Source organism: Sphingomonas sp. (genome assembly GCF_039595165.1).
GTDB lineage: Bacteria > Pseudomonadota > Alphaproteobacteria > Sphingomonadales > Sphingomonadaceae > Sphingomonas.
Genome location: NZ_JBCNMA010000052.1, coordinates 1 through 20,859, shown reverse-complemented (window position 1 = coordinate 20,859; position 20,859 = coordinate 1). Strand labels below are relative to the sequence as shown.

The window sequence follows — 20,859 nt, the reverse complement described above, 5'->3', positions numbered from 1 at the left end:
TACTCGGGCTTCAGCCGCTTTGCCTCGATGGTCGAGGCGGGCGACGTGGTCCGGGCGATTCCTGCGCCGAATACGGCGGAGAAGAGCCGCAAGTTCTTCGACGACATGAACGCCTGGGCGCAGTCGGAGGGTTTCCCCGGTCTCGGCTACGTCACGCAGAAGGACGGCGTGTTCGGCGGTCCGATCGCCAACAACCACGGTCAGGAGGGCATGAAGGCGATCGCCGAGGCGCTCGGGCTCGGCCCCAACGACGGCATCTTCTTCGCCGCCGGCAAGGAAGCCCAGGCGGCCAAGCTGGCCGGCCTCGCCCGCACGCGCGTCGGCGAGCAGCTCGAACTGATCGACCAGAGCCGGTTCGAATTCTGCTGGATCGTCGATTTCCCGATGTTCGAGTACGACGAGGAGGCGAAGAAGGTCGACTTCAGCCATAACCCCTTCAGCATGCCGCAGGGCGAGCTGGAGGCGCTGGAGTCCAAGGATCCGCTCGATATCCTGGCCTACCAGTACGACATCGTCTGCAACGGCGTGGAGCTGTCGTCGGGCGCGATCCGGAACCATCGGCCGGAGATCATGTACAAGGCGTTCGAGATCGCCGGATACAGCAAGGAACAGGTCGACACCAACTTCGCGGGCATGATCAACGCGTTCAAGTATGGCGCGCCGCCGCATGGCGGGTCGGCGCCGGGCGTCGACCGCATCGTCATGCTGCTGGCCGATCAGCCGAACATCCGCGAGGTCATCGTCTTCCCGATGAACCAGAAGGCGGAGGATCTGATGATGCAGGCGCCCTCGACCGTCAGCGACAAGCAGCTCAAGGAACTGCACATCCGGCTTGCGCCGGGCGTCGCCCCGGCCGAATAAGGCGCCCGACAAGGGCAGGCGGACCAAACCGCCGCCCATTGGAGGGACTTGATGCTCGACGGTTCGGGAATGGCGGCGCGGCCGCGGGTCGAGGCGACGATCGGCCTCGCCGACTTGTTCACCATCGGCATCGGTCCGTCGAGCTCGCACACCGTAGGGCCGATGCGCGCGGCCCACGCGTTCGCCGACGCGGCGCTCGATCGCGGCACGCCGGTCTCGGTCTCGTGCGAGCTGTTCGGCTCGCTCGCGCTGACCGGCAAGGGCCACGCCACCGACACGGCGATTATCCTCGGTCTCGCCGGGCACCAGCCCGAAAGCGTCGATCCCGACGCGGTGGCGAGCATCGTCGCGACGATCCGCGCCGAGCAGCGGCTGTCGCTCGGCGGGCTGGTGCCGGTGCCCTTCGTCGAGGGCACGCACCTGATCTTCCGCGCCGACAAGTTTCTGCCCGCGCACCCCAACGGCATGCGCTTCGTCGCGCATTATGCCGAGGGCGAGCCCTACGAGACCTTCTGGTACTCGATCGGCGGCGGCGCGGTGGTCGAGGGCGGATGCGAGCCACCACGCTCGAATGTCACCTTGCCGATGAACTTCTCCTCGGGCGCCGAGCTGCTCGCGGTGGCGGAAGAGAAGGGCGTGTCGATCGCCGATATCGTCCGCGCCAACGAGGCCGCCTGGCGCGACGATGCCGAGACCGACGCCTTCCTCGATTCGCTGCGCGCGGCGATGTCGGCGTGCATCGAGCGCGGGATGCGCGGGGCAGGCGAGCTTCCCGGCGGGCTCAACGTCAAACGCCGCGCGCGCGACCTGCACCAGCGGCTGGTGGCACGCGGCCCGCGCGCGGACCCGTCGCTGGTATTCGACTGGGTGAGCCTGTGGGCGCTGGCGGTGAACGAGGAGAATGCCGCGGGCGGGCGTGTCGTCACCGCGCCGACCAACGGCGCGGCGGGGGTGATCCCGGCGGTGCTGCGTTATTACGAGACCTTCTGCGCCTCGCCGACGCCGGCCGGCGCGCGCACCTTCCTGCTGACGGCGGCGGCGATCGGCTTCCTCTACAAGAAGCGCGCCTCGATCTCGGCCGCCGAGATGGGCTGCCAGGGCGAGGTCGGCGTCGCCTGCTCGATGGCGGCGGCGGGCCTCGCCGCAGCGCTCGGTGCGACCAATGCGCAGATCGAGAATGCCGCCGAGATCGGCATGGAGCATAATCTCGGCCTGACCTGCGACCCGATCGGCGGGCTCGTGCAGATCCCGTGCATCGAGCGCAACACGATGGGCGCGATCAAGGCGATCAACGCCGCCTATCTCGCGATGCACGGCGACGGCAGCCATGTCGTCAGCCTCGACGCGGTGATCGAGACGATGCGCCAGACCGGCGAGGACATGCGCTCCAAGTACAAGGAGACCGCGCAGGGCGGGCTGGCGGTCAACGTGGTGGCTTGCTGAGGCATGGCCACGCGGACGCTCGACAAGTTCGTGCGGCGCTACACGACCTTGTCGAGCGCGCTCGATTCGCTCGTCCACCAGCGGCTGGTGCTGCTCAGCCCTGCGAAATGGGACGACACCAACGATGTCGAGTTCATGGAGCTCTATCGCGCTCACGCCGACGCCAAGTCGGTGCTCGCTCTGTGCTTCGCGATGGCGAGCGAGACCTATCATCACTGGCGCGTCTTCACCCAGGGGATGGAGGGCGTGTGCATCGAGTTCGAGAAGGCGGCGCTGGAAATGGCGGTGGGCGCAGGCCCGCGCCTTGTCGCGGGACCGGTCGACTACCTTCAGGTCAAGCAGCTGGAAGCGCTGACACCGGCCGACGCGCACCGGCTCCCGTTCGTCAAGCGCGAGGGCTATAGCGACGAGCGCGAATGGCGGATCGTCGCGACCTGTTTCGACGAGCCCAAGCTGTCGCTGCCGATCGGGATCGACCTCGGCTCGATCACGCGGCTGGTGCTCAATCCCTGGATGCCGCCCGCGCTGGCGGACAATCTGCGCGCGATCATCCGCGGGCTGCCGGGCTGCGCGAAGCTAAAGATCGAGGCCTCGGCGCTGACCAACAGCGACCGGTGGAAGGCCGCGGGCAAGAAGATCGCCAAGCTTGAATAGGCGAAACCAATATAATCCTCCCCCGCCAGGGGGAGTGTCAGGTTGATCGTGCCCCGCACGGTCAAGGATCGTCCGGGGGACGATCCGACCTGACACTCGCCGAAGGCGACGGAGGGGTAGGAAACGAAGGTCCCGCCGTCCGCCCCCTCCGTCAGGCTGCGCCTGTCACCTCCCCCTGGCGGGGGAGGATTGGAGCCACAATCAGAACTGGAAGCGCAGTGTCGCGCGGACGTTCCGCGGCTCGCCATAGACGAAGCCGTCGAACCAGAAATTGTTGTTGAAATAATGCTTGTCGAACAGGTTGTTGACGTTGACCTGCAGCGAGACATGCTCGTCAAGCGCATAGCGCGCCATGGCGTTGACCAGCAGATAGGCCGGCTGTCCGACATTCTCCGTCGCGCCCGACGCGGGATTAACCGCGGTCTTGGGCGGGCGGCTCTCCCAGCGCGCCGAGCCGCCGATGCTGAGCCCGTCGAGCACGCCGCCGAAATCGTAGCGCGTTGCCATGCGCAGCACCTTGCGCGGGTGGTGCGCCTGCACCGGCAGCCCGTCGGCATCCTCGGCGCGGAAGGCGCTCCAGCCGAGGCTCAGGTCCCAGCCCTTGACGATCTCGCCCGCGATCTCGGCTTCATAGCCCTCCGAGACTGTGCCCGGCGCGGGCTCGTAATAGGGTTGATTGGTGTCGGGATCGGTCCCCGCGAACCGCGGGAAATTGTCCTGCTCAATGCGGAAGATCGCCGCCGAGGCGCGCAGGCGGCCGCCCATCCACTCGCCCTTGAGCCCGGCCTCGTAATTGTTGCCGACCAGCGGGGGGAGATAGTCCTGATTGACGTCTCTGTAGTCCTGCGGGTTGAAGATGCTCGTGTAGCTCACATAGGCTGACAGGTTGCGCGTCAGGTCGAGGATCAGGCCGGCATAGGGCGTGAACTTGGCGTTGTGGCGAATGGTATAGGGCGCGGGCGTGTAGAGCGCCTCTTCCTCGTTGCGTTCCCACCAGCTGAACCGGCCGCCGGCGATCAGCTTGAGCTGATCGAGCAATTGGAGGCGCGTCGCGCCATAGACGGCATATTGCTCGGTCGTGCCGAAGCCGCTCATCCGGTAGCGCGGGCCCCATGACGGCTCGGGATAGGTGTCGCCGTCCCACAGGTTGAAGTCGCCGACCGGGGCGACCGTGGCGGGGTCGGGGTCGCGGTTGGTCCAGCCGCCCTTGAGATGCCGATAGCTGCCGCCGAGGATCAGCTCGTGCCGCCGTCCGAACAGGTCGAAACCGCCCTTGAGCGAGGCGCTGGCATGCCATTGCTCCGGCTTGGACTCATACCAATAGGCCTCGGCGTTGATCCCCACGCCAGTGACCGGGTCGGGATAGCCGGTCGTCCAGAGCAGCTTCGATTCCTCGTCCTGCCGGTGATAGCTGACGTCGCCGCGCAGCGACCAGTCGCTGCCCAGCCGCTGCTCGATCGCTACGAAAGCGGTGGTCTCGACCGTGTTCCACAAGTTCCACTGCGCGCCGGTGGTCTTCGAGCGCGGCCAGTCGGTGCGCGATCCGTCGCTGTGCCAATAGGGCAGCTGCCCCCACAGGATGCCGTCGCGATCGTCGCGCGAATAGCTCGCCCCCAGGCTGATGCGCGTGTTCGCGCCGAGATCGGCGTCGATCACGCCGTAGAGCAGATAGCCTTGGGTCTGCTCGATATCGATGAACGAATCCTGCGTATAATATTGCGCGACAAGGCGTCCGCGCACCGCGCCGTCCGCGGCGAGAGGCGAGCTGATGTCGGCAGTCGCGGCCATCCGGCCCCACGACCCCGCCTCGAGGCTGAAATCGAGCTTGAGGTCGGGCGAGGTGGCGTGCTTGCGCACCAGGTTGATCGTCGCCGAGGGCTCGCCCGCGCCCTGGGTCAGGCCGTTGGCGCCGCGGATCACCTCGATCCGCTCGTAGATCGCACTGCTATTCTCCTCGAGCCCGATATTGCCGGTCGTGAAGGGCGCGCCGTCGATCTGGAAGTTGGTGATCTCGAAGCCGCGCGCGGCGAGCATGTTGCGGCCGCGATCGACCGCCTTGACCGAGATGCCGGTGGTGTAGGCGAGCGCGTCGGCGATGTTGGTGACCGCCTGGTCCTCCATCTGCTCGCGCGTGATGACGCTGATCGACTGCGGCGTCTCGCGCGGCGAGAGCGAAAGCCCGGTGGCGAGGCTGTTGTCCTGCTCGCCGCGGCCATAGACGACGATCTCGTCGGTCTTCGCCTTCTCGTCCGCCGCTTCCTCCTGCGCCAGCGCCGCGGTCGGGATCAGCACCAGCGCCGCGGTGGTGAGCAGGCGATACGTCGTCTTCATGAAATTCCCCTTCCAGATCGGCGCCGGATCACCGTCACAAGGGAGGGGTGCGGGTCAGCGCGGCGCGATGCGGGCGCCCACAGCATGACCGCTATTGCGAGTCAATCTTATTTGCAAGAATTCAGCTGGGATAGGTGATGGAGATCACTTCATATTCCTTCTCGCCCGCGGGCAGCACCACGCGGCGCAGGTCGCCGATCGCGGCGCCGCGCAAGGCACGGGCGAGCGGCGCGTTCCAGCCGACCAGGCCCTTGCCCGCATCCGCCTCGTCGTCGCCGACGAAGGCGAGGGTGCGATGATTGTCGTCCTCGTCGGCGATGGTGACGGTGGCGCCGAACCAGACGCGCGACCTGTCCTCCTGCCGCGACGGATCGATCACCTTGGCGGCCTTCATCCGCTTGGACAGCCAGCCGAGCCGCCGGTCGATCTCGCGCAGCCGCTTGCGCCCGTAGATGTAATCGCCATTCTCGGAGCGGTCGCCATTGCCCGCCGCCCAGGCGATCGTCTCGACCAGCCTGGGCCGCTCGCCGCCGAACAGCGCGTCATATTCGGCCTTGAGCGCGGAATAGCCGGCGGGGGTGATGTAGTTGGGGCGATCGGTCATGCGAGGCTGCGGCCCATCGAGATGCGTGGTTCCTCGCCATAGCCCATCTGCGCCCAGAAGCGCGCGGCTTCGCGGTTGGTGTCGCGGACCTGGAGGTTGACCTTGACGCAGCCGAGCGCGGCGAGGCGCTTCTCGGCGGCGCGGACGAGCTTTTCGCCGATCCCGCAGCGACGCGCATTGGGGTGGACCGCTAGCTTGTAGAGCCAGCCGCGATGCCCGTCATAGCCGGCGAGGATGGTGCCGAGCACGCGCCCATGCTCGACCGCGACGAGGAACAACTCGCGCTGCGTGGCGAGCTTCTGCGGCACCGCGACGGCGGCGTGGCTGTGCGGCGGATCCTCTGGAAAGACCGTGCGCCACAGCCCATCGACTTCGCCGAACTGCGCGTCCTGGTACGGAAGGACCTCGATCACGTCAGCCGGGGCGGCTCTTGCCGAGATACCAGCTCAGATTGGCCGGACCGCGCGACCGCGCGTAATTGGGATGGAGCAGGTCGTAGACCACCGCATTCTCGAGCACGCGCTGGACGTAATTCTTGGTCTCGTAGATCGGGATCGCCTCGACCCAGTCGACCATCGCGATGCTGCCGGTGCGCGGGTCGCCATTGGCGCGCAGCCATTTGTTCACATTGCCCGGGCCTGCGTTATAGGCGGCGACCGCGAGCGGATAGCTGCCGCCATAATAGTTCAGCATGCGCTGGAAATAGGTCGAGCCGAGCCGGATGTTGTAGTCGGTGTCGCTCGTCAGCGAGGCCATGTTGTAGCTGAGCCCGAGCTTGCCCGCGGTCTCGCGCGCGGTGCCGGGCATCAGCTGCATCAGCCCGCGCGCGCCGGCATGGCTCACGGCCTGCTTGTCGAACTGGCTCTCCTGCCGCGCAATGGCGTGGATGATCGTGAAATAGCTCTCCTGGCCCGCCGGCACGCGCACGGAAGGGTAGCCGGCGACGGTGTAGTCGGTGAGCCCGTTGAGCAGCGCACTGCGCCCGATCATCACGCCGAGGTCGGGCCGGCCCATCGTGCGCGAGAGCTCGGTGGCTAGCGCATGATCCTCGCCGGTGGTCGCGTCCGCGGCGATCTGGCGGACGAACAGGCTTTGGTCCTGCCAGCGCCCGAGCGTGCCGAGCATCTGCGCGGCCCGCACCACCTCGCGATTGTAGAACGCGCTGCGTCCCGCCGGGGTCGCACGGGTGAGGTCGGCGGGCGGCGGCGCCTTGAACACGAGGCCCAGCCGCTCGGCGGCGAGCTGGCCGTAATAGAGGTCCGAGAAGGCGGTGGCGCGCCGGTAATAGTCTTGAGCCGCGTCGCTCTGTCCCGCGGCTTCGGCGGCGCGGCCCGCCCAGTAAAGGCCCTTCGACTGAGTGGTCGGGGTGCGGCTGCCGCGCGAATAGCGGTCGAACATCATCACCGCGTCGGCTGGGCGCCGCAGCTTCTGCATCGCGACGGTACCCGCGAGCCAGACCAGGCTGGTATAGTCGTCGCGGATGCCGAGCCCCATCGCCGCGACGTCGGCGCCGGGCGGAAGGGCGTCGTCGACCTGCGAGGCGATGGCATAGGCGACGCTGTACTGGCCGTCGCTCTCCGCCGCGCGGGCGTTGACGAGCAACACCTCGTACCATTCCTCGACATTGCCGGGCAGCGTGGCGAGGCTGCGCGGGCGGGCGAGCAGCGAGCGCGCCGAGCCGCTCGCGCCATTGTTGCGGAACCACATCGCGCGGTCGGCGATGAAGCCGGGATCGCGCGCGCCGACTGCCTCGACCGCCGAGGCCCTGGCGGCGGCATCGGGCCAGTTGCTCTGCATCGCGAGCCGCGCCTCGAACAGCGCGCGGTTCTGCGGTGAGGTGAAGGTCACCTGGCGCGCGGCGGCGGTGCGCGAATCCTGCCACAGCAGCGCGTCCATCCGCGCGTCGTGATCCGCCGCGGTCAGCGCACCGGGGAAACCCGAGAGGATCGCGCTTTCGTCGGCCGGCCGCAGCGCGCCGCTGCGCCATGCCCGCCGCGCCTGCTCGTCGGCGTCGGCACGGCGGCCGGAGGCGGCGAGCGCCTCGGCGAAGCGCACCCGGCCTGCCGCTGTCAGCGGCGGAAAGCGATCGAAGAAGCGCACGACCAGGGCAGGGGCCTCGGCGCCCGAGCCGAGCGTGGTCTCCGCCGCGGCGCGCCGGCTCGTCTCGCCGGGCCAGCCGGGGTGGGCGAGCAGGAAGTTCGCATAGTCGGTGAACGGCCAGCGGTCGGACTGCTGCAGCCGCTTCCACTGGTCGAGATTATACTGGAGCGACGAGCTCGTCGCCGGGACGAGCTGCGGCGAGGCGGCCAGCGCGGCGAACTGCGCCCCGTAATATTCGACTCCGTCCTGCACGACCTGGGAGGAGACCGCGACACCCGATACGCCGGCGAGCAGAAGCCCGCTTCTGAACAAAGAGGCAAGCATGCTGGACATGATACGCGACCGGCGCCTATTGGCCACCCCGATTTTCGGAAGATTGGGGCTTTTTCGCGCAGATGCTCACTGGATCGATACCCGCCCTGATTACCCCGTTCCGTAACGGCGACTTCGCCGAGGACGTGTTCCGCGATTTCGTCGAGTGGCAGATCGCCGAGGGCTCGTCGGCGCTGGTGCCGGTCGGCACCACGGGCGAGGCGGCGACGCTGACCAAGGACGAGCATTTCGAGGTGGTGCGCGTGTGCGCCGACCAGGTCCGCGGCCGCGTCCCGGTGATCGCCGGCGCCGGCTCGAACGATACGCGAGTCGCGATCGGCAACGTCAAGGCAGCGCAGGAAGCCGGCGCCGACGTGGTGCTGATGGTCCCGCCCTACTACAACCGGCCGAGCCAGGAAGGCATCTTCCGCCATTTCGAGGCGGTCGCGGCCGAATGCGAGCTGCCGATCGTACTCTACAACGTGCCGGGCCGTACCGTCACCGACATCCAGCCCGAGACGGTGATCCGCATCGTCCAGGCCTTCCCGGGCAAGTTCGTCGCGATCAAGGACGCGACCGGCGACCTCACGCGCGTCTCGCGCCATCGCGCCGCGCTGCGGGGGGAGCTCGCCCAGCTCTCGGGCAATGACGAGACGGCGCTGGCGTTCAACGCGATGGGCGGGGCGGGATGCATCTCGGTCAGCGCCAATGTCGCGCCGAAGCTGTGCGCGCGGTTCCAGGCGGCGTGGGCGGAGGGCGACACCGCGCTCGCGCTGGCGCTGCACGACCGGCTGTTCGCGCTGCACCTCGCGCTGTTCACCGACGCCTCGCCGGGGCCGGTGAAGTATGCGGTCAACAAGCTCAAGCCCCAGATCTCGGCCGAGCTGCGACTGCCGATGGTCGAACCGAGCGACGCGAGCAAAGCTGCGGTGGACGCGGCGATGGAGGCAGCGGGCCTCGTTTGATCTTGATATCGTCACCCCGGCCCTGAGCCGGGGCCGAGCTGATCTGGCCGCAAGCGGACATGCGAGACATGGACGGCGCGAGAAGAAGCCCGGCCCCGGCTCAGGGCCGGGGTGACGGATCAGGTTTTGCGGTTACCGGGATTATCTGACGTCCTCCGCTTCCCTTTATCCCGCCACGGCCCTACATCGCGCCTCCTTATGGCTCGCCCGCGTCCCACCGAATTCGACAAGAAGAAGATCGTCGCCGAGAACCGCAAGGCGCGGTTCGAGTATTTCATCGAGGACGTGTACGAAGCCGGCATCGCGCTTCAGGGTACCGAGGTGAAGGCGCTGCGCTTCGGCGAGGGATCGATCGCGGAGAGCTATGCCGAGATCCGCGGCGAGCAGGCCTGGCTGGTCAACGCCAACATCCCCGAGTTCAGCCACGGCAACCGCTTCAACCACGAGCCCAAGCGGCCCCGTAAATTGCTCCTTCATCTGCGGCAGATAGAGAAGCTTCACGGCGCGGTAGCACGCGAGGGGATGACCCTGGTGCCGTTGTCGATCTACTTCAACTCGCGTGGCCGCGCGAAGGTGGAGCTGGCGTTGGCGAAGGGCAAGAAGACTCACGACAAGCGCGAGTCGATCAAGGAGCGGGACTGGAAGCGTGAACAGGGAAGGCTCCTCCGCGACCGTGGCTAAGCCGACCTTCTGGGACCGCGTGCGGGCCTGGGCGGACCGCAACATGCCGACGCGGGAATCGATGGAGCAGAACAAGTGGCTCCGCCCCGTCGCGCACCGCGTCCTCGCGCCCGAGCTGTGGCGCTTCACTCGTCGCTCGGTGCCGCGCGGCGTCGCGCTGGGCATGGTCACGGGGATCATGATCCCGGTGGCGCAGATCTTCTTCTCGGCGCTGCTGGCGCTGCCGTTCCGCGCGAACATCCCGACCGCGTCGCTGACCACCTTCCTCACCAACCCGCTGACCACGCCGCCGCTCTGGGCGTTCGCCTATTGGGTCGGGCGCAAGATCCTGCACTTTGATGCCACCGTGCCGGGTCAGCCGATCGCGACTCACGTCGCGAACGACAGCTGGCTCAACTGGCTGTGGTCGGAGGCGGGGCCGGCGCTGATCACCGGGCTGGTGACGATCACCATCGCCGCCTCGATCCTGGGCTATGTGGCGAGCGCGGTGGGCTGGCGGCTGTGGATCGCACGCAAATGGCGCAAGCGGATCGCGGCGCGGGCGGCTCGTTGAGCCATTTCCAATCCTCCCCCGCCAGGGGGAGGTGTCAGCGAAGCTGACGGAGGGGGCGGATTCCAGACCGTCGGCGGCTCGCGTCCTCCCCCTCCGTCGCGCTGCGCGCGCCACCTCCCCCTGGCGGGGAGGATTACTCCGAGGCCAGCAAGTAACCGCTGACACTTGATCGGGCGTATCATCGGCGTAAGACACGCGCATCCGACTCTCCCGAAAGGTGCATCGATGCGTCTCTTCCTGACTTCCGTCCTTCTCGCCGGCACCGCGCTGGCCGGCACTACCGCGCTTTCGGCGCGCGAGGCCCCCGCGCCGGCACCCGCCGCGGAAACCGGCTCCAAGCCGCAGCTCGGCAGCTTCGGCTTCGACGAGAAGGGCATGGACAAGGCCGTCCAGCCCGGCGACGACTTCTACACCTTCGCCAACGGCGCGTGGGCCAAGGCCACGCCGATCCCGGCCGACAAGTCGAACTACGGCATGTTCACCGCGCTCGACGACCTGTCGAAGCAGCGCGTGCGCGGGATCCTCGACGCGGTGAAGGGCGACGCGAACAGCATGATCGGCCGCGCCTATGCGAGCTATCTCAACACCGCGGCGGTCGAGACCAGGGGGCTGGCGCCGATCCAGCCGTGGCTCGGCAAGGTCAAGGCGCTCGACAGCAAGGCCGGCTACTCGGCGCTCGTGGTCGAGGCCGCGAAGATGGGGATCAACGGCCCGTTCGGCGGCTATGTCGGCCAGGACGACAAGCTCCCCGAGAACTACATCTTCACCATCTACCAGGGTGGTACCGGGCTTCCCGACCGCGACATGTATCTGGTCGACAACCCCAAGATGGCGGCGATCCGCACGGCGTACGTGGCACACCTCGCCAAGATGCTGACACTGGCGGGCGAGGCGAACGCCGAGGCGCGCGCCCAGGCGGTGATGGACCTGGAAACCCAGATCGCCAAGGTCCAGTGGACCCGCGAGGACGCGTCGGACGCGGTCAAGGCCTACAACAAGTTCACGCTGGCGCAGACCGGCGAGTTCTCATCGCCGACGCTCGACATGCCGGCGATGCTCAAGGCGATCAGCCCCAAGATCACCGAGGTGCTGATCGGCCAGCCCAGCGCGGTCAAGGGCATCGCGCAGATCATGGACCAGGCGTCGCTCGACGTGCTCAAGGACCAGATGCTGCTGCGCAGCCTCGACGGCCTGTCCAACTACCTGCCCGATGCGGTCGCGAACGAGAGCTTCGCCTTCTACGGCACGGCGCTTCAGGGCACGCCCCAGCGCGAAGAGCGCTGGAAGCGCGCGGTGACCTTTACCGAGGGCGCGCTCGGCGAGGCGGTCGGCAAGGAGTATGCCGCGCGCTACTTCCCGCCCGAGTACAAGGCGGAGATGAACAAGCTCGTCGCCAACGTGCTCGACGCGATGGGCCGGCGGATCGATGCGCTCGAGTGGATGCAGCCGCAGACCAAGGCGCGCGCCAAGGCCAAGCTCAAGAACTTCACCGTCAAGATCGGCTATCCCGACCGCTGGCGCGACTATTCCGGGCTCGAGGTCAAGACCGACGACCTGTTCGGCAACGCGGTGCGATCGAACCAGTTCGACTTCCAGTACATGGTCGACAAGCTCGGCGGCCCGGTGCGCAAATGGGAATGGGGGATGCTGTCCCAGACCATCAACGCCTATGCCAATTTCGGCATGATGGAGGTGGTGTTCCCGGCGGCGATCCTGCAGCCGCCCTTCTTCGATCCCAAGGCCGACCCCGCGGTCAACTATGGCGGCATCGGCGCCGTGATCGGGCACGAGATCAGCCACCATTTCGACGACCAGGGCGCCAAGTACAACGAGAAGGGCGAGCTCAGCGACTGGTGGACGCCGGAGGATACCAAGGCGTTCGAGGCGGCGGGCAAGGCGCTGGTCGCGCAGTACGACGCCTATGAGGCACTGCCGGGCGAGCATGTGAAGGGCGAGTTCACGCTGGGCGAGAATATCGGCGACCTCGCCGGCCTCACCATCGCGTACGACGCCTATCAGCATTCGCTGGGCGGCAAGAAGCCCCCGGTGATCGACGGCTTCACCGCGGACCAGCGCTTCTACCTCGGCTGGGCGCAGATCTGGCGGCGCAACTATCGCGAGGCGAATCTGCGCCAGCGGCTGCTGACCGATCCGCACGCACCGTCGATCCAGCGCGCCTGGGTCGTGCGCAACCTCGACCCCTGGTACGGCGCGTTCGGCGCCAAGGACGGGCAGAAACTGTATCTCGACCCGGCAAAGCGCGTTCGCATCTGGTGAGCCGGAGGCGACCCGGTCCGCGAGTCCTCCCCCGCCAGGGGGAGGTGGCAGGCGCAGCCTGACCGAGGGAGCGGAAGCGGTGCGCTGCGGGTTCGAAGACGTCGCTGTCCTCCCCTCCGTCGCCTTCGGCGCCGCCTCCCCCTGGCGGGGGAGGACAGAAGGTTCAGCGCTTGACGCTGACGCGGGGGGACGGGAAAGGAGGCGATGGCCTCGCGTCCCGTTCCCTTCGATGAAGACCGCCGCTCCGCCGCCACGCCGCTGATCGTCGCGCTCGCGGCGGGCGCAGCGGCGGCGGGCATCGCGCTATGGCTCACCGCCTCGACGATGGTCGCCGCGGGGTTCCTCGCCGGCGCGCTGGTGATCGCGGGCGGCGTGTTCCTCGCCGCGCGGCTGCTGCCCGCGGCCAAGGCCGACGAGCCCGCGGTCGACTGGTCGGTCGCACATACGCTGGCGTCGATGAGCAGCGACGCGCTCGCCGTCACCGATCGCGCCGGGCGCCTGGTCTGCGCCAATGAGCGGTTCGGGACGCTGTTCCCGAGCTATCCCGCGCCGCCCGGCGTGGTGCCGGGCGAATGGGTCTCGGCACAGCTCGGCACCGCCGGCCGTGCGGCGTGGCGCGACGGCACCGCCTCGAGCGGCGCGTTCGATGCGGCAGGCACCAAGCTCACCGCGCATATCACCCGCGTCGGCGATTCGATGCTGGTGTGGCGCTTCGCCGGCACCGACGTGGTCGACCTCGCCAAGCAAGCGCAGGCGCTGGTCGCGGGCGGCTCGGGCGACCGTCTCGGCAGCGCCGGGATCATGATGGCGCTGCTCGGCGCCGATGGCCGGGTGCGCGCCGCCAACCGCGTGCTGCGGCTGCGCGCGATGGGCGCCGAGGGCGCGATGATCGAGGGGCGCGACTTCACCCGCTTCCTCATCACCGACAATCTCGGCATCGTCCGCTTCGAGCGCGAGGGCCTGTCGGGCACCCCGCTGCGCGTGCTCGAAATCCCGTTCCTCGACGGCGACAACGCGCCGATGCTGGTCGCGTTGCTCGACGACGAGCTCGCGATCCCGCACCCCGCGATCGGCGACACTGCGGGCGCGCATGTCCGCTCGCTGATCTCGCTGCTGCCGTCGGGGGTCGCGCTGGTCGGCGGCGACGGGCGCTTCGTCCATATGAACGACGCCTTCGTCCGCGCCGCGCACGTCAACGCCGCCAACCCGCCGCTGTATCCCGGCGACCTGGTGGTGCGCGAGGACAAGGCCGCGCTCGCCGACGCGATCCGCCGCTTCGCCGCCGGCGCCGCGCATTCGATCGACATGACGGTGCGCTTCGCCGAGGCCCCGGACGAGGGCGTCGCGATCTCGATCGCCGCCGCGCGCGGCCTCGGCGAGGCGGCGGTGCTGCTCAGCCTCAAGGATGCCGGCGAGGAGGGACGGCTCAAGCGCCAGGTCGCGCAGGCGACCAAGATGCAGGCGGTGGGCCAGCTCGCCGGCGGCGTCGCGCACGACTTCAACAACATCCTCACCGCGATCATCGGCCATTGCGACCTGATGCTGATGCGCCACGCGCCGGGCGACAGCGACTATGACGACATCCAGCAGATCCTGATCAACTCCAACCGCGCCGCCGCGCTCACCCGCCAGCTGCTCGCCTTCTCGCGCCAGCAGACGCTGCGCCCGCAGCTGCTGCAGCTGCCCGACGTGATCTCGGAAGTGTCGAACCTGCTCAAGCGCCTGCTCGGCGAGACGGTCGAGCTCGTGGTCAACCATGGCCGCAATCTGGGGCCGGTGCGCGCCGATCCGGGTCAGCTCGAGCAGGTCGTGGTCAACCTCGCCGTCAATGCGCGCGACGCGATGCTCACCAAGAGCCCCAATGGCGGCGGGACGCTCACCATCGAGACCTTCGGCGTGCCCGCGCACGAGGTGCGCGCGATGGACGACGACGTGCTGCCGGTCGGCGACTATACCGCGCTGCGCATCTCCGACACCGGCACCGGCATTCCCGCCGACGTGCTCGCGCATATCTGGGAGCCGTTCTTCACCACCAAGGAAGTGGGCAAGGGGACGGGCCTCGGCCTGTCGACCGTCTACGGCATCATCAAGCAGTCGGGCGGCTATATCTTCGCCGAGAGCCCCAAGGGGACCGGCGCGGTGTTCACCATCTATCTACCCGTCCACGCCGCGGGGGACGTGGCCGCGGCCAAGGCGCCCGCGGCCAAGCCGGTACAGGGCGATCTGTGGGGCAGCGGCACGGTGCTGCTGGTCGAGGACGAGGCGATGGTCCGCGCCGTCGCCGAGCGCGCGCTGGCGCGCCAAGGCTATACCGTGCTCACCGCCGAGAATGGCGAGGCCGCGCTCGAGCTGCTCGCGACGTCGCAGAAGCCGGACCTGCTGATCACGGACGTGGTGATGCCGACGATGGACGGGCCGACGATGGTACGCCATGCGCGCAGGCGATACCCCGACCTCAAGATCATCTTCATGTCGGGCTATGCCGAGGAGCAGCTGCGCAAGTCGATCGACCTCGACAATGTCGCCTTCCTGCCCAAGCCCTTCTCGGTCCAGCAGCTCGCCGAGGCCGCGCGCGCCGTTCTGACCTCGAAATAAGTTCTTGGCGCAACGCTACTTTTCCGGCAAAGCCCGCAGGCGATGTCCGGACCCCAACGCATTCTTGTCGTCGAAGACGAACCGCTGATCGCGATGATGCTCGAGGATTTCCTGGGCATCCTCGGCAAGCAGGTCGCGGGCGTCGCGGACAGCGTCTCGACCGCGCTGCCCCTGGTCGCCGCGGGCGGCATCGACGCGGCGATCGTCGACGTGCATCTCAACGGCGGCGAGAAATGCTGGCCGGTCGCCGATGCGCTGGCGGAGGCGGGAATCCCGTTCCTCGTCGCCACCGGGGGCGGGGACGACATGATCGCCGACGGGCACAGGCACCGCCCGGTGCTGGCCAAGCCTTACACGATGGACGCGATCGAGCAGGCGTTCGGCCGGCTCTAGGCGGTTCGCTCGGGCATTTCCGCCGCATCGGCCGCGATCGCGGCGGCGGGCGCCACCGCTTCCCAGGGGAACACGAACCAGTCCTTGGTCACCGTGCGGTCGATCGTCCGCGCGGCATATTCGACCCGCTGGCTCGAGGTCGCATTGTCGAGCAAGGTCGCGAAGCGGATCGCGCCGGGCGCCGCACCGGCCTCCCTGAGCTTGGCGCGCAACTTGGCGATGGTCGCGCCGCTGTCGTTGATGTCGTCGAGGAACAGCAACCGTTCGCCTGCGCGGGTACGCGCTGCGAGCCGCTCGAGCGGGGCGTCGGCGAAGTCATGGACTTGCGAACTGTGGTCGACCGACAGCATCGACATGCCCGTGGCGTGGCTGAGATAGACCGCCGGGGCGAGCCCGCCGCGGCCGATGCCGATGATGAAATCGGGTCTCCAATCCGCATCGGCATGGATCGCCGCGGCGATCGCGAGCACGTCTGCGACGAACTGTTCGTGCGGGATCGGCGTGAAGACCGGCATCACTGCGTCGCCACGAACGCGTCGAGGTGCGCGAGATGCGCGGCCTTCGCGGCATCGTCGAGAAACGAGCCGGTGAAGCTGTTGCGCGCCAGCGTCGCGAGCTCCGCCTTGCCCAGCCCGCGCGCGGCGGCGACCGCGCGGTAATTGTCCGCGACATAGCCGCCGAAATAGGCCGGATCGTCGGAATTGACCGTGGCGCGAAGCCCCTCCGCCAGCATCCGGTCGAGCGGGTGGTCGGCCATCGTGTCCACCACGCACAGCTTCAGATTGGAGAGCGGGCAGACGGTCAGCGTCATGCCCTCGTCCACCAGCCGCCGGACCAGTGCGGGGTCCTCGAGGCTGCGGTTGCCGTGATCGAGCCGGTCGATCCGCAGCAGGTCCAGCGCCTGCCACACATAGTCGGGCGGACCTTCCTCGCCGGCATGGGCGACGCGCTTGAGGCCCATGTCGCCGGCGGCGGCGAACACGCGCGCGAACTTCTCGGGCGGGTGGCCCACCTCCGACGAATCGAGGCCGACGCCCGCGATCCGGTCGAGCCAAGGCTCGGCCGCCTCGAGCGTCGCGAACGCGGCGTCCTCGTCGAGATGGCGCAGGAAGCAGAGGATCAGCTTCGAGGTGAGGCCATGCTTCGCCTCAGCTTCGCGCATCGCGCCGAGCAGGCCGTCGGCGACCACCTGGAACGGGATACCGCGGTCGGTATGCGTCTGCGGGTCGAAGAAGATCTCGGCATGGACCACTCCGTCCGCCGTCGCGCGCGCGAAATAGGCGTCGGCGAGATCATGGAAATCCTGCTCGGTGCGCAGCACGTCGGCGCCGGCATAATAGATGTCGAGGAAATCCTGCAGCCGCGAGAAGCTGTAGGCCGCACGCACCGCCTCGACGCTGTCGAAGGGGATCTCGATCTTGTTGCGCTTCGCCAGCGCGAACATCAGCTCGGGCTCGAGGCTGCCCTCGATATGCAGATGCAGCTCGGCCTTGGGCAGGCCCGCGATGAAGGCGGAGAGGTCGTTCATGGCCGGAGGATCGCGCGAACCGGCGGCAAGGGCAAGCGTGCGCGAAGGTCAGGCGTAGCCGACCCAGCCGCGCCAGGTGAAGGCCATGTAGAAGGGCGTGACGTCGCGGAACCCCGCGGCTCGCAACACGGCTTCGTCGGCCTCGGGCGCGAGCATGTTGACCGCGGTGCTCACCGCCTCGCGCGCGCCCGACGCATGTTCGCGGTCGACGCCCGACGCGACCGCGAATGCGGCGTAGCGATCGAGCCACTGGCCGCTGGTGGCGTCCTGTGGGAAGCTGCCATGCGCGGCGACGAACGGTGCGCCCGGCTTGAGCCGGGCGCGGATCGCCGCGACGGTGCGGGTGCGCTCTTCGGCGGCGAGGAAATGCAGCGTCAGCAGGCACACCGCGCCGTCGAACGGGCCCGGCGGCGCGTCGTCGATATAGCCCTCGACCAGCTCGGCGCGGCCGGCATCGGCCCCCAGCGCCTGCGCCGCCAGATCGAGCATCGCACGCGCCGGATCGACGCCGGTGAAGCGCCAGCGGGGATAGGCGCTGGCGAGCGCGTGAAGCTCGAGCCCGCCGCCCGCGCCGAGCACCAGGATGTGGGCGTCGTCCGGCACCTGTTCGGCGAGCAGGATTCCGGTCATGCGGTGGAGGTCGGCAAAGCCGGGCACGAAGCGCGGCGGGTTCGCGGCATAGTTGGCGACGGCAGCCGGATCGGCGAACTTGTCGAGGAATTTCTGCGCGCCGTCAGCGGCCATGGGGATGTTCCTTTTCGCAATGCGTGGGGCGCGCCGCGAGCCGGACGCGGAAATCGGCCTGGAGATCGGCGAGCGTCACGCGCTTCAGCCGCTCGAGCATCAGCGCTTCCGCGGCGGCGAAGGTGTCGTCCAGCGCGGCGTTGACCGCCTGTTCGACCAGGCATCTGGGCTGCTCCGAACGGTTGCCGATGGCGAGCAGGGCAGGGCGGCCGAGCGCCTCATAGACGTCGAGCAGGGTGATCTCGTCCAGCCCGCGCACCAATGTCCAGCCGCCGCCATGTCCCTTTTCCGAGCGCACATGGCCGCGCTCGCGCAGCCCCGCGAGGATGCGCCGGATCACGACCGGATTGGTGTCCATCGCCTTGGCCAGCAGCTCCGACGGCATCGGCCCGTCATGGTCGGCAAGGTGGATCAGCAGGTGCAGAACACCCGACAGGCGGCTGTCGCGAATCATGTAACTTTAAATGATACGTGACGGCGCGGGCGTCAACCCGCGATCATGTCGTGTCGCGCCGGAAGCAGCCCTTCGCATGGTCGTTGACCATGCCGACCGCCTGCATCCAGGCATAGACGATCACCGGCCCGACGAACTTGAAGCCGCGCGCCTTCAGCGCTTTCGAGACCGCCTCGGAGGCCGCGGTCTTGGCGGGAAAGGTCACACCGTCGCCCCTCGCCGGCGCGCCTCCGGCCAGCTCCCATGCCCAGGCGCCGAAATCCTCGCCCTGCTCGCCAAAGGCGAGATAGGCGCGGGCGTTGCCGATCGCGGCCTCGATCTTGGCGCGGGCGCGGATGATGCCGGGATCGGCCATCAGCCGTTCGATATCGGCCGCACCGAACGCCGCGACCTTCCCGGGATCCCAGCCGGCGAAGGCGGCGCGGAAGCTCGCGCGGCGCTTGAGGATGATCGACCAGGACAGGCCGGCCTGGAACCCCTCCAGCATCAGCATCTCCCACAACAGCCGCGAATCGCGCACCGGCACGCCCCATTCGGTGTCGTGATAGGCCGCCATCAGCGGATCCCCCTGCGCCCAGCGGCAGCGTTCGAGTTCGTTCATCGGCGCCCTCCAAGGATGAGAACAAAAAAAGATCGTTCCACTCTTGTTCTACCGGAACAAATGTTATACACAACCGGCAACGCACATGACGACAGGCATGTTGAAGATAGGGCGCAAAGCCTCTAGCGACGGAGACTTCGGATGGCAGCTTCCCTCAAGGTGATCGACGGCAACATGGCGATTTCTTCGGACAAGCAGAAGGCGCTCGACGCCGCACTCGCGCAGATCGACCGCGCCTTTGGCAAGGGCAGCGCGATGAAGCTCGGCTCACGCGAGGCGATGCAGGTCGAGGCGATCTCGACCGGTTCGCTCGGGCTCGACATCGCGCTCGGTGTCGGCGGTCTGCCGCGCGGCCGCGTGATCGAGGTCTATGGCCCGGAAAGCTCGGGTAAGACCACGCTCGCGCTGCACGTCATCGCCGAAGCGCAGAGGAATGGCGGCGTCGCGGCGTTCGTCGACGCCGAGCATGCGCTCGACCCGGTCTACGCCAAGAAGCTCGGCGTCGATATCGACGAGCTGATCGTCTCGCAGCCCGACACCGGCGAGCAGGCGCTCGAGATCACCGACACGCTGGTCCGCTCGAATGCGATCGACGTGCTGGTGGTCGATTCGGTCGCCGCACTGGTGCCCCGCGCCGAGATCGAGGGCGAAATGGGCGACAGCCATGTCGGCCTGCAGGCGCGTCTCATGTCGCAGTCGCTGCGCAAGCTCACCGGCTCGATCAGCCGCTCGCGCTGCATGGTGATCTTCATCAACCAGCTGCGCATGAAGATCGGCGTGATGTACGGCAACCCGGAGACCACGACCGGCGGCAACGCGCTCAAATTCTACGCTTCGGTCCGCCTCGACATCCGCCGCACCGGCCAGATCAAGGACCGCGACGACATCATCGGCAACACCACGCGCGTGAAGGTGGTGAAGAACAAGGTCGCGCCTCCGTTCAAGCAGGTCGAATTCGACATCATGTATGGCGAGGGCATCTCCAAGATCGGCGAGATCCTCGACCTCGGCGTCAAGGCCGGGCTGGTCGAGAAGTCGGGCGCGTGGTTCAGCTACGACAGCGTCCGCATCGGCCAGGGTCGCGAGAACGCCAAGACCTTCCTCAAGGACAATCCGGACCTCTGCGCCCGGCTCGAGGCGGCGATCCGCAACCGTACCGCGCAGGTCGCCGAGGAGATGATGACCGGGCCGGATGCCGAGGACGACGACGGCGAGGCGTGACAAAGGCGACAGGTTGCGCGCGGTTGTGCGTAACTTCGTCAACTTCGGGCGCAAATTGCCCCGGCGAACAGGATTGGGCCGCGCCGCACCGTGATGGGCGGCGGCGGTCACGGGACCAGCTTCCCATCGGAAGGCCCGGCGCCCCACGCGCCGGGTCTTTCGGCTTTGACAAGCAGCTGCGGTCGGGCTTTTCGCACTGGCTGACCGGCAGGCCCGCCGATACGATCGGCGCATCGATGGCAGATTGGAGAGCGACGTGGCGCGGGGGATATCCGGACTTTCGATGATCGCATTGGGTTGCGCACTTGCCGTGATGCCGGTGTCCGCCGCCGCTCAGGAAGCGGCGCCGGACCTCTCGCAAGATACGGCCTGGCACAATCGCCAGATGCTCGCGCTGGCCGAGCGGCATGGCGGCAACGGGTGGAACGTCACCGCCAGCGGCCTGCGCTGGCGCCGCGTTGCCGGCGACGGTAGCGGCAAGCGGCCGGGACCGACGGACAATGTGACGGGTTTGGGAGTGGCCGAAGTAGGACGCCAGCTTC

19 protein-coding genes and 1 pseudogene are annotated in these 20,859 nt (G+C 68.1%); 11 read left to right on the top strand and 9 right to left on the bottom strand.

Annotated features, from left to right (window positions below):
- The 3 genes from ABDV68_RS10720 to ABDV68_RS10710 all read left to right on the top strand — a co-directional run.
- Positions 1 to 861, top strand: an 861-nt coding sequence (locus tag ABDV68_RS10720; protein WP_343519904.1) for an amino acid--tRNA ligase-related protein, incomplete at its 5' end; no start/stop codon positions are given.
- A gap of 51 nt (positions 862 to 912) precedes the next feature.
- On the top strand, positions 913 to 2,304 hold the full coding sequence (locus ABDV68_RS10715; protein WP_343519903.1) for an L-serine ammonia-lyase: 1,392 nt from the start codon (positions 913 to 915) through the stop codon (positions 2,302 to 2,304).
- Between the two features lie 3 nt (positions 2,305 to 2,307).
- Positions 2,308 to 2,958: a hypothetical protein gene (locus tag ABDV68_RS10710; RefSeq protein ID WP_343519902.1), complete on the top strand. Its 651-nt coding sequence runs from the start codon at positions 2,308 to 2,310 to the stop codon at positions 2,956 to 2,958.
- Between the two features lie 201 nt (positions 2,959 to 3,159).
- Here the strand turns inward: ABDV68_RS10710 and ABDV68_RS10705 are convergent, their stop codons facing one another.
- The 4 genes from ABDV68_RS10705 to ABDV68_RS10690 all read right to left on the bottom strand — a co-directional run bounded on the left by ABDV68_RS10705 (position 3,160) and on the right by ABDV68_RS10690 (position 8,317).
- Positions 3,160 to 5,289, bottom strand: a complete 2,130-nt coding sequence (locus tag ABDV68_RS10705; RefSeq protein ID WP_343519901.1) for a TonB-dependent siderophore receptor — start codon at positions 5,287 to 5,289, stop codon at positions 3,160 to 3,162.
- Between the two features lie 121 nt (positions 5,290 to 5,410).
- Entirely contained in the window at positions 5,411 to 5,893 is a 483-nt protein-coding gene (gene greB, locus ABDV68_RS10700; RefSeq protein ID WP_343519900.1) for a transcription elongation factor GreB, read from the bottom strand.
- On the bottom strand, positions 5,890 to 6,306 hold the full coding sequence (locus ABDV68_RS10695) for a GNAT family acetyltransferase (RefSeq protein WP_343519899.1): 417 nt from the start codon (positions 6,304 to 6,306) through the stop codon (positions 5,890 to 5,892). The genes greB and ABDV68_RS10695 overlap by 4 nt, the downstream gene beginning before the upstream one ends.
- A gap of 1 nt (position 6,307) precedes the next feature.
- Positions 6,308 to 8,317, bottom strand: coding sequence for a lytic transglycosylase domain-containing protein (locus ABDV68_RS10690; protein ID WP_343519906.1), 2,010 nt, complete (start codon positions 8,315 to 8,317; stop codon positions 6,308 to 6,310).
- A gap of 71 nt (positions 8,318 to 8,388) precedes the next feature.
- Between ABDV68_RS10690 and dapA the strand changes: the two genes are divergently transcribed.
- From dapA to ABDV68_RS10660, 6 genes are all read left to right on the top strand, one after another.
- A complete protein-coding gene (gene dapA, locus ABDV68_RS10685; protein WP_343519897.1) occupies positions 8,389 to 9,270 on the top strand; it encodes a 4-hydroxy-tetrahydrodipicolinate synthase in 882 nt (293 codons plus the stop codon).
- Between the two features lie 198 nt (positions 9,271 to 9,468).
- On the top strand, positions 9,469 to 9,951 hold the full coding sequence (gene smpB / locus ABDV68_RS10680; RefSeq protein WP_066575278.1) for an SsrA-binding protein SmpB: 483 nt from the start codon (positions 9,469 to 9,471) through the stop codon (positions 9,949 to 9,951).
- A gap of 43 nt (positions 9,952 to 9,994) precedes the next feature.
- Positions 9,995 to 10,504, top strand: a complete 510-nt coding sequence (locus ABDV68_RS10675; protein ID WP_343519905.1) for a DUF2062 domain-containing protein — start codon at positions 9,995 to 9,997, stop codon at positions 10,502 to 10,504.
- Between the two features lie 225 nt (positions 10,505 to 10,729).
- Positions 10,730 to 12,781: a M13 family metallopeptidase gene (locus tag ABDV68_RS10670; RefSeq protein WP_343519896.1), complete on the top strand. Its 2,052-nt coding sequence runs from the start codon at positions 10,730 to 10,732 to the stop codon at positions 12,779 to 12,781.
- 204 nt (positions 12,782 to 12,985) lie between these two features.
- Complete coding sequence (locus ABDV68_RS10665; RefSeq protein WP_343519895.1) at positions 12,986 to 15,376, top strand: response regulator; 2,391 nt, start codon at positions 12,986 to 12,988, stop codon at positions 15,374 to 15,376.
- A 42-nt stretch (positions 15,377 to 15,418) separates the two neighbouring features.
- Positions 15,419 to 15,769: a response regulator gene (locus ABDV68_RS10660; protein ID WP_343519894.1), complete on the top strand. Its 351-nt coding sequence runs from the start codon at positions 15,419 to 15,421 to the stop codon at positions 15,767 to 15,769.
- On the opposite strand, the gene ABDV68_RS10655 is transcribed toward ABDV68_RS10660, so the two are convergent.
- The 5 genes from ABDV68_RS10655 to ABDV68_RS10635 are packed head-to-tail and all read right to left on the bottom strand — an operon-like array spanning position 15,766 to position 19,096.
- A complete protein-coding gene (locus ABDV68_RS10655) occupies positions 15,766 to 16,284 on the bottom strand; it encodes a phosphoribosyltransferase family protein (RefSeq protein WP_343519893.1) in 519 nt (172 codons plus the stop codon). The genes ABDV68_RS10660 and ABDV68_RS10655 overlap by 4 nt on opposite strands.
- Positions 16,284 to 17,297, bottom strand: coding sequence for an adenosine deaminase (locus ABDV68_RS10650; protein ID WP_343519891.1), 1,014 nt, complete (start codon positions 17,295 to 17,297; stop codon positions 16,284 to 16,286). The genes ABDV68_RS10655 and ABDV68_RS10650 overlap by 1 nt, the downstream gene beginning before the upstream one ends.
- A 48-nt stretch (positions 17,298 to 17,345) precedes the next feature.
- Positions 17,346 to 18,041 carry a class I SAM-dependent methyltransferase gene (locus tag ABDV68_RS10645; protein ID WP_343519890.1) on the bottom strand — a complete coding sequence of 232 codons (696 nt, stop codon included), beginning with the start codon at positions 18,039 to 18,041 and terminating at the stop codon, positions 17,346 to 17,348.
- A complete protein-coding gene (locus ABDV68_RS10640; protein ID WP_343519889.1) occupies positions 18,031 to 18,495 on the bottom strand; it encodes an Rrf2 family transcriptional regulator in 465 nt (154 codons plus the stop codon). The genes ABDV68_RS10645 and ABDV68_RS10640 overlap by 11 nt, the downstream gene beginning before the upstream one ends.
- A 43-nt stretch (positions 18,496 to 18,538) precedes the next feature.
- Positions 18,539 to 19,096: a DNA-3-methyladenine glycosylase I gene (locus tag ABDV68_RS10635; RefSeq protein WP_343519887.1), complete on the bottom strand. Its 558-nt coding sequence runs from the start codon at positions 19,094 to 19,096 to the stop codon at positions 18,539 to 18,541.
- Between the two features lie 141 nt (positions 19,097 to 19,237).
- Here ABDV68_RS10635 and recA point away from each other — a divergent pair, with 141 nt between their 5' ends.
- Positions 19,238 to 20,317, top strand: coding sequence for a recombinase RecA (recA, locus tag ABDV68_RS10630; protein WP_343519885.1), 1,080 nt, complete (start codon positions 19,238 to 19,240; stop codon positions 20,315 to 20,317).
- Positions 20,318 to 20,600: 283 nt separating this feature from the next.
- Positions 20,601 to 20,859, top strand: a pseudogene (locus ABDV68_RS10625) (hypothetical protein); the annotation flags it as partial.

What these genes read in the sequence shown, in the direction of transcription:
- ABDV68_RS10715 (WP_343519903.1), top strand. Translation starts at nt 913, where the DNA reads ATGCTCGACGGTTCGGGAATGGCGGCGCGGCCGCGGGTCGAGGCGACG.
- ABDV68_RS10710 (WP_343519902.1), top strand. Translation starts at nt 2,308, where the DNA reads ATGGCCACGCGGACGCTCGACAAGTTCGTGCGGCGCTACACGACCTTG.
- ABDV68_RS10705 (WP_343519901.1), bottom strand. Translation starts at nt 5,289, where the DNA reads ATGAAGACGACGTATCGCCTGCTCACCACCGCGGCGCTGGTGCTGATC.
- greB (WP_343519900.1), bottom strand. Translation starts at nt 5,893, where the DNA reads ATGACCGATCGCCCCAACTACATCACCCCCGCCGGCTATTCCGCGCTC.
- ABDV68_RS10690 (WP_343519906.1), bottom strand. Translation starts at nt 8,317, where the DNA reads ATGCTTGCCTCTTTGTTCAGAAGCGGGCTTCTGCTCGCCGGCGTATCG.
- dapA (WP_343519897.1), top strand. Translation starts at nt 8,389, where the DNA reads ATGCTCACTGGATCGATACCCGCCCTGATTACCCCGTTCCGTAACGGC.
- smpB (WP_066575278.1), top strand. Translation starts at nt 9,469, where the DNA reads ATGGCTCGCCCGCGTCCCACCGAATTCGACAAGAAGAAGATCGTCGCC.
- ABDV68_RS10675 (WP_343519905.1), top strand. Translation starts at nt 9,995, where the DNA reads ATGCCGACGCGGGAATCGATGGAGCAGAACAAGTGGCTCCGCCCCGTC.
- ABDV68_RS10670 (WP_343519896.1), top strand. Translation starts at nt 10,730, where the DNA reads ATGCGTCTCTTCCTGACTTCCGTCCTTCTCGCCGGCACCGCGCTGGCC.
- ABDV68_RS10665 (WP_343519895.1), top strand. Translation starts at nt 12,986, where the DNA reads ATGGCCTCGCGTCCCGTTCCCTTCGATGAAGACCGCCGCTCCGCCGCC.
- ABDV68_RS10660 (WP_343519894.1), top strand. Translation starts at nt 15,419, where the DNA reads ATGTCCGGACCCCAACGCATTCTTGTCGTCGAAGACGAACCGCTGATC.
- ABDV68_RS10655 (WP_343519893.1), bottom strand. Translation starts at nt 16,284, where the DNA reads ATGCCGGTCTTCACGCCGATCCCGCACGAACAGTTCGTCGCAGACGTG.
- ABDV68_RS10650 (WP_343519891.1), bottom strand. Translation starts at nt 17,297, where the DNA reads ATGAACGACCTCTCCGCCTTCATCGCGGGCCTGCCCAAGGCCGAGCTG.
- ABDV68_RS10645 (WP_343519890.1), bottom strand. Translation starts at nt 18,041, where the DNA reads ATGGCCGCTGACGGCGCGCAGAAATTCCTCGACAAGTTCGCCGATCCG.
- ABDV68_RS10640 (WP_343519889.1), bottom strand. Translation starts at nt 18,495, where the DNA reads ATGATTCGCGACAGCCGCCTGTCGGGTGTTCTGCACCTGCTGATCCAC.
- ABDV68_RS10635 (WP_343519887.1), bottom strand. Translation starts at nt 19,096, where the DNA reads ATGAACGAACTCGAACGCTGCCGCTGGGCGCAGGGGGATCCGCTGATG.
- recA (WP_343519885.1), top strand. Translation starts at nt 19,238, where the DNA reads ATGGCAGCTTCCCTCAAGGTGATCGACGGCAACATGGCGATTTCTTCG.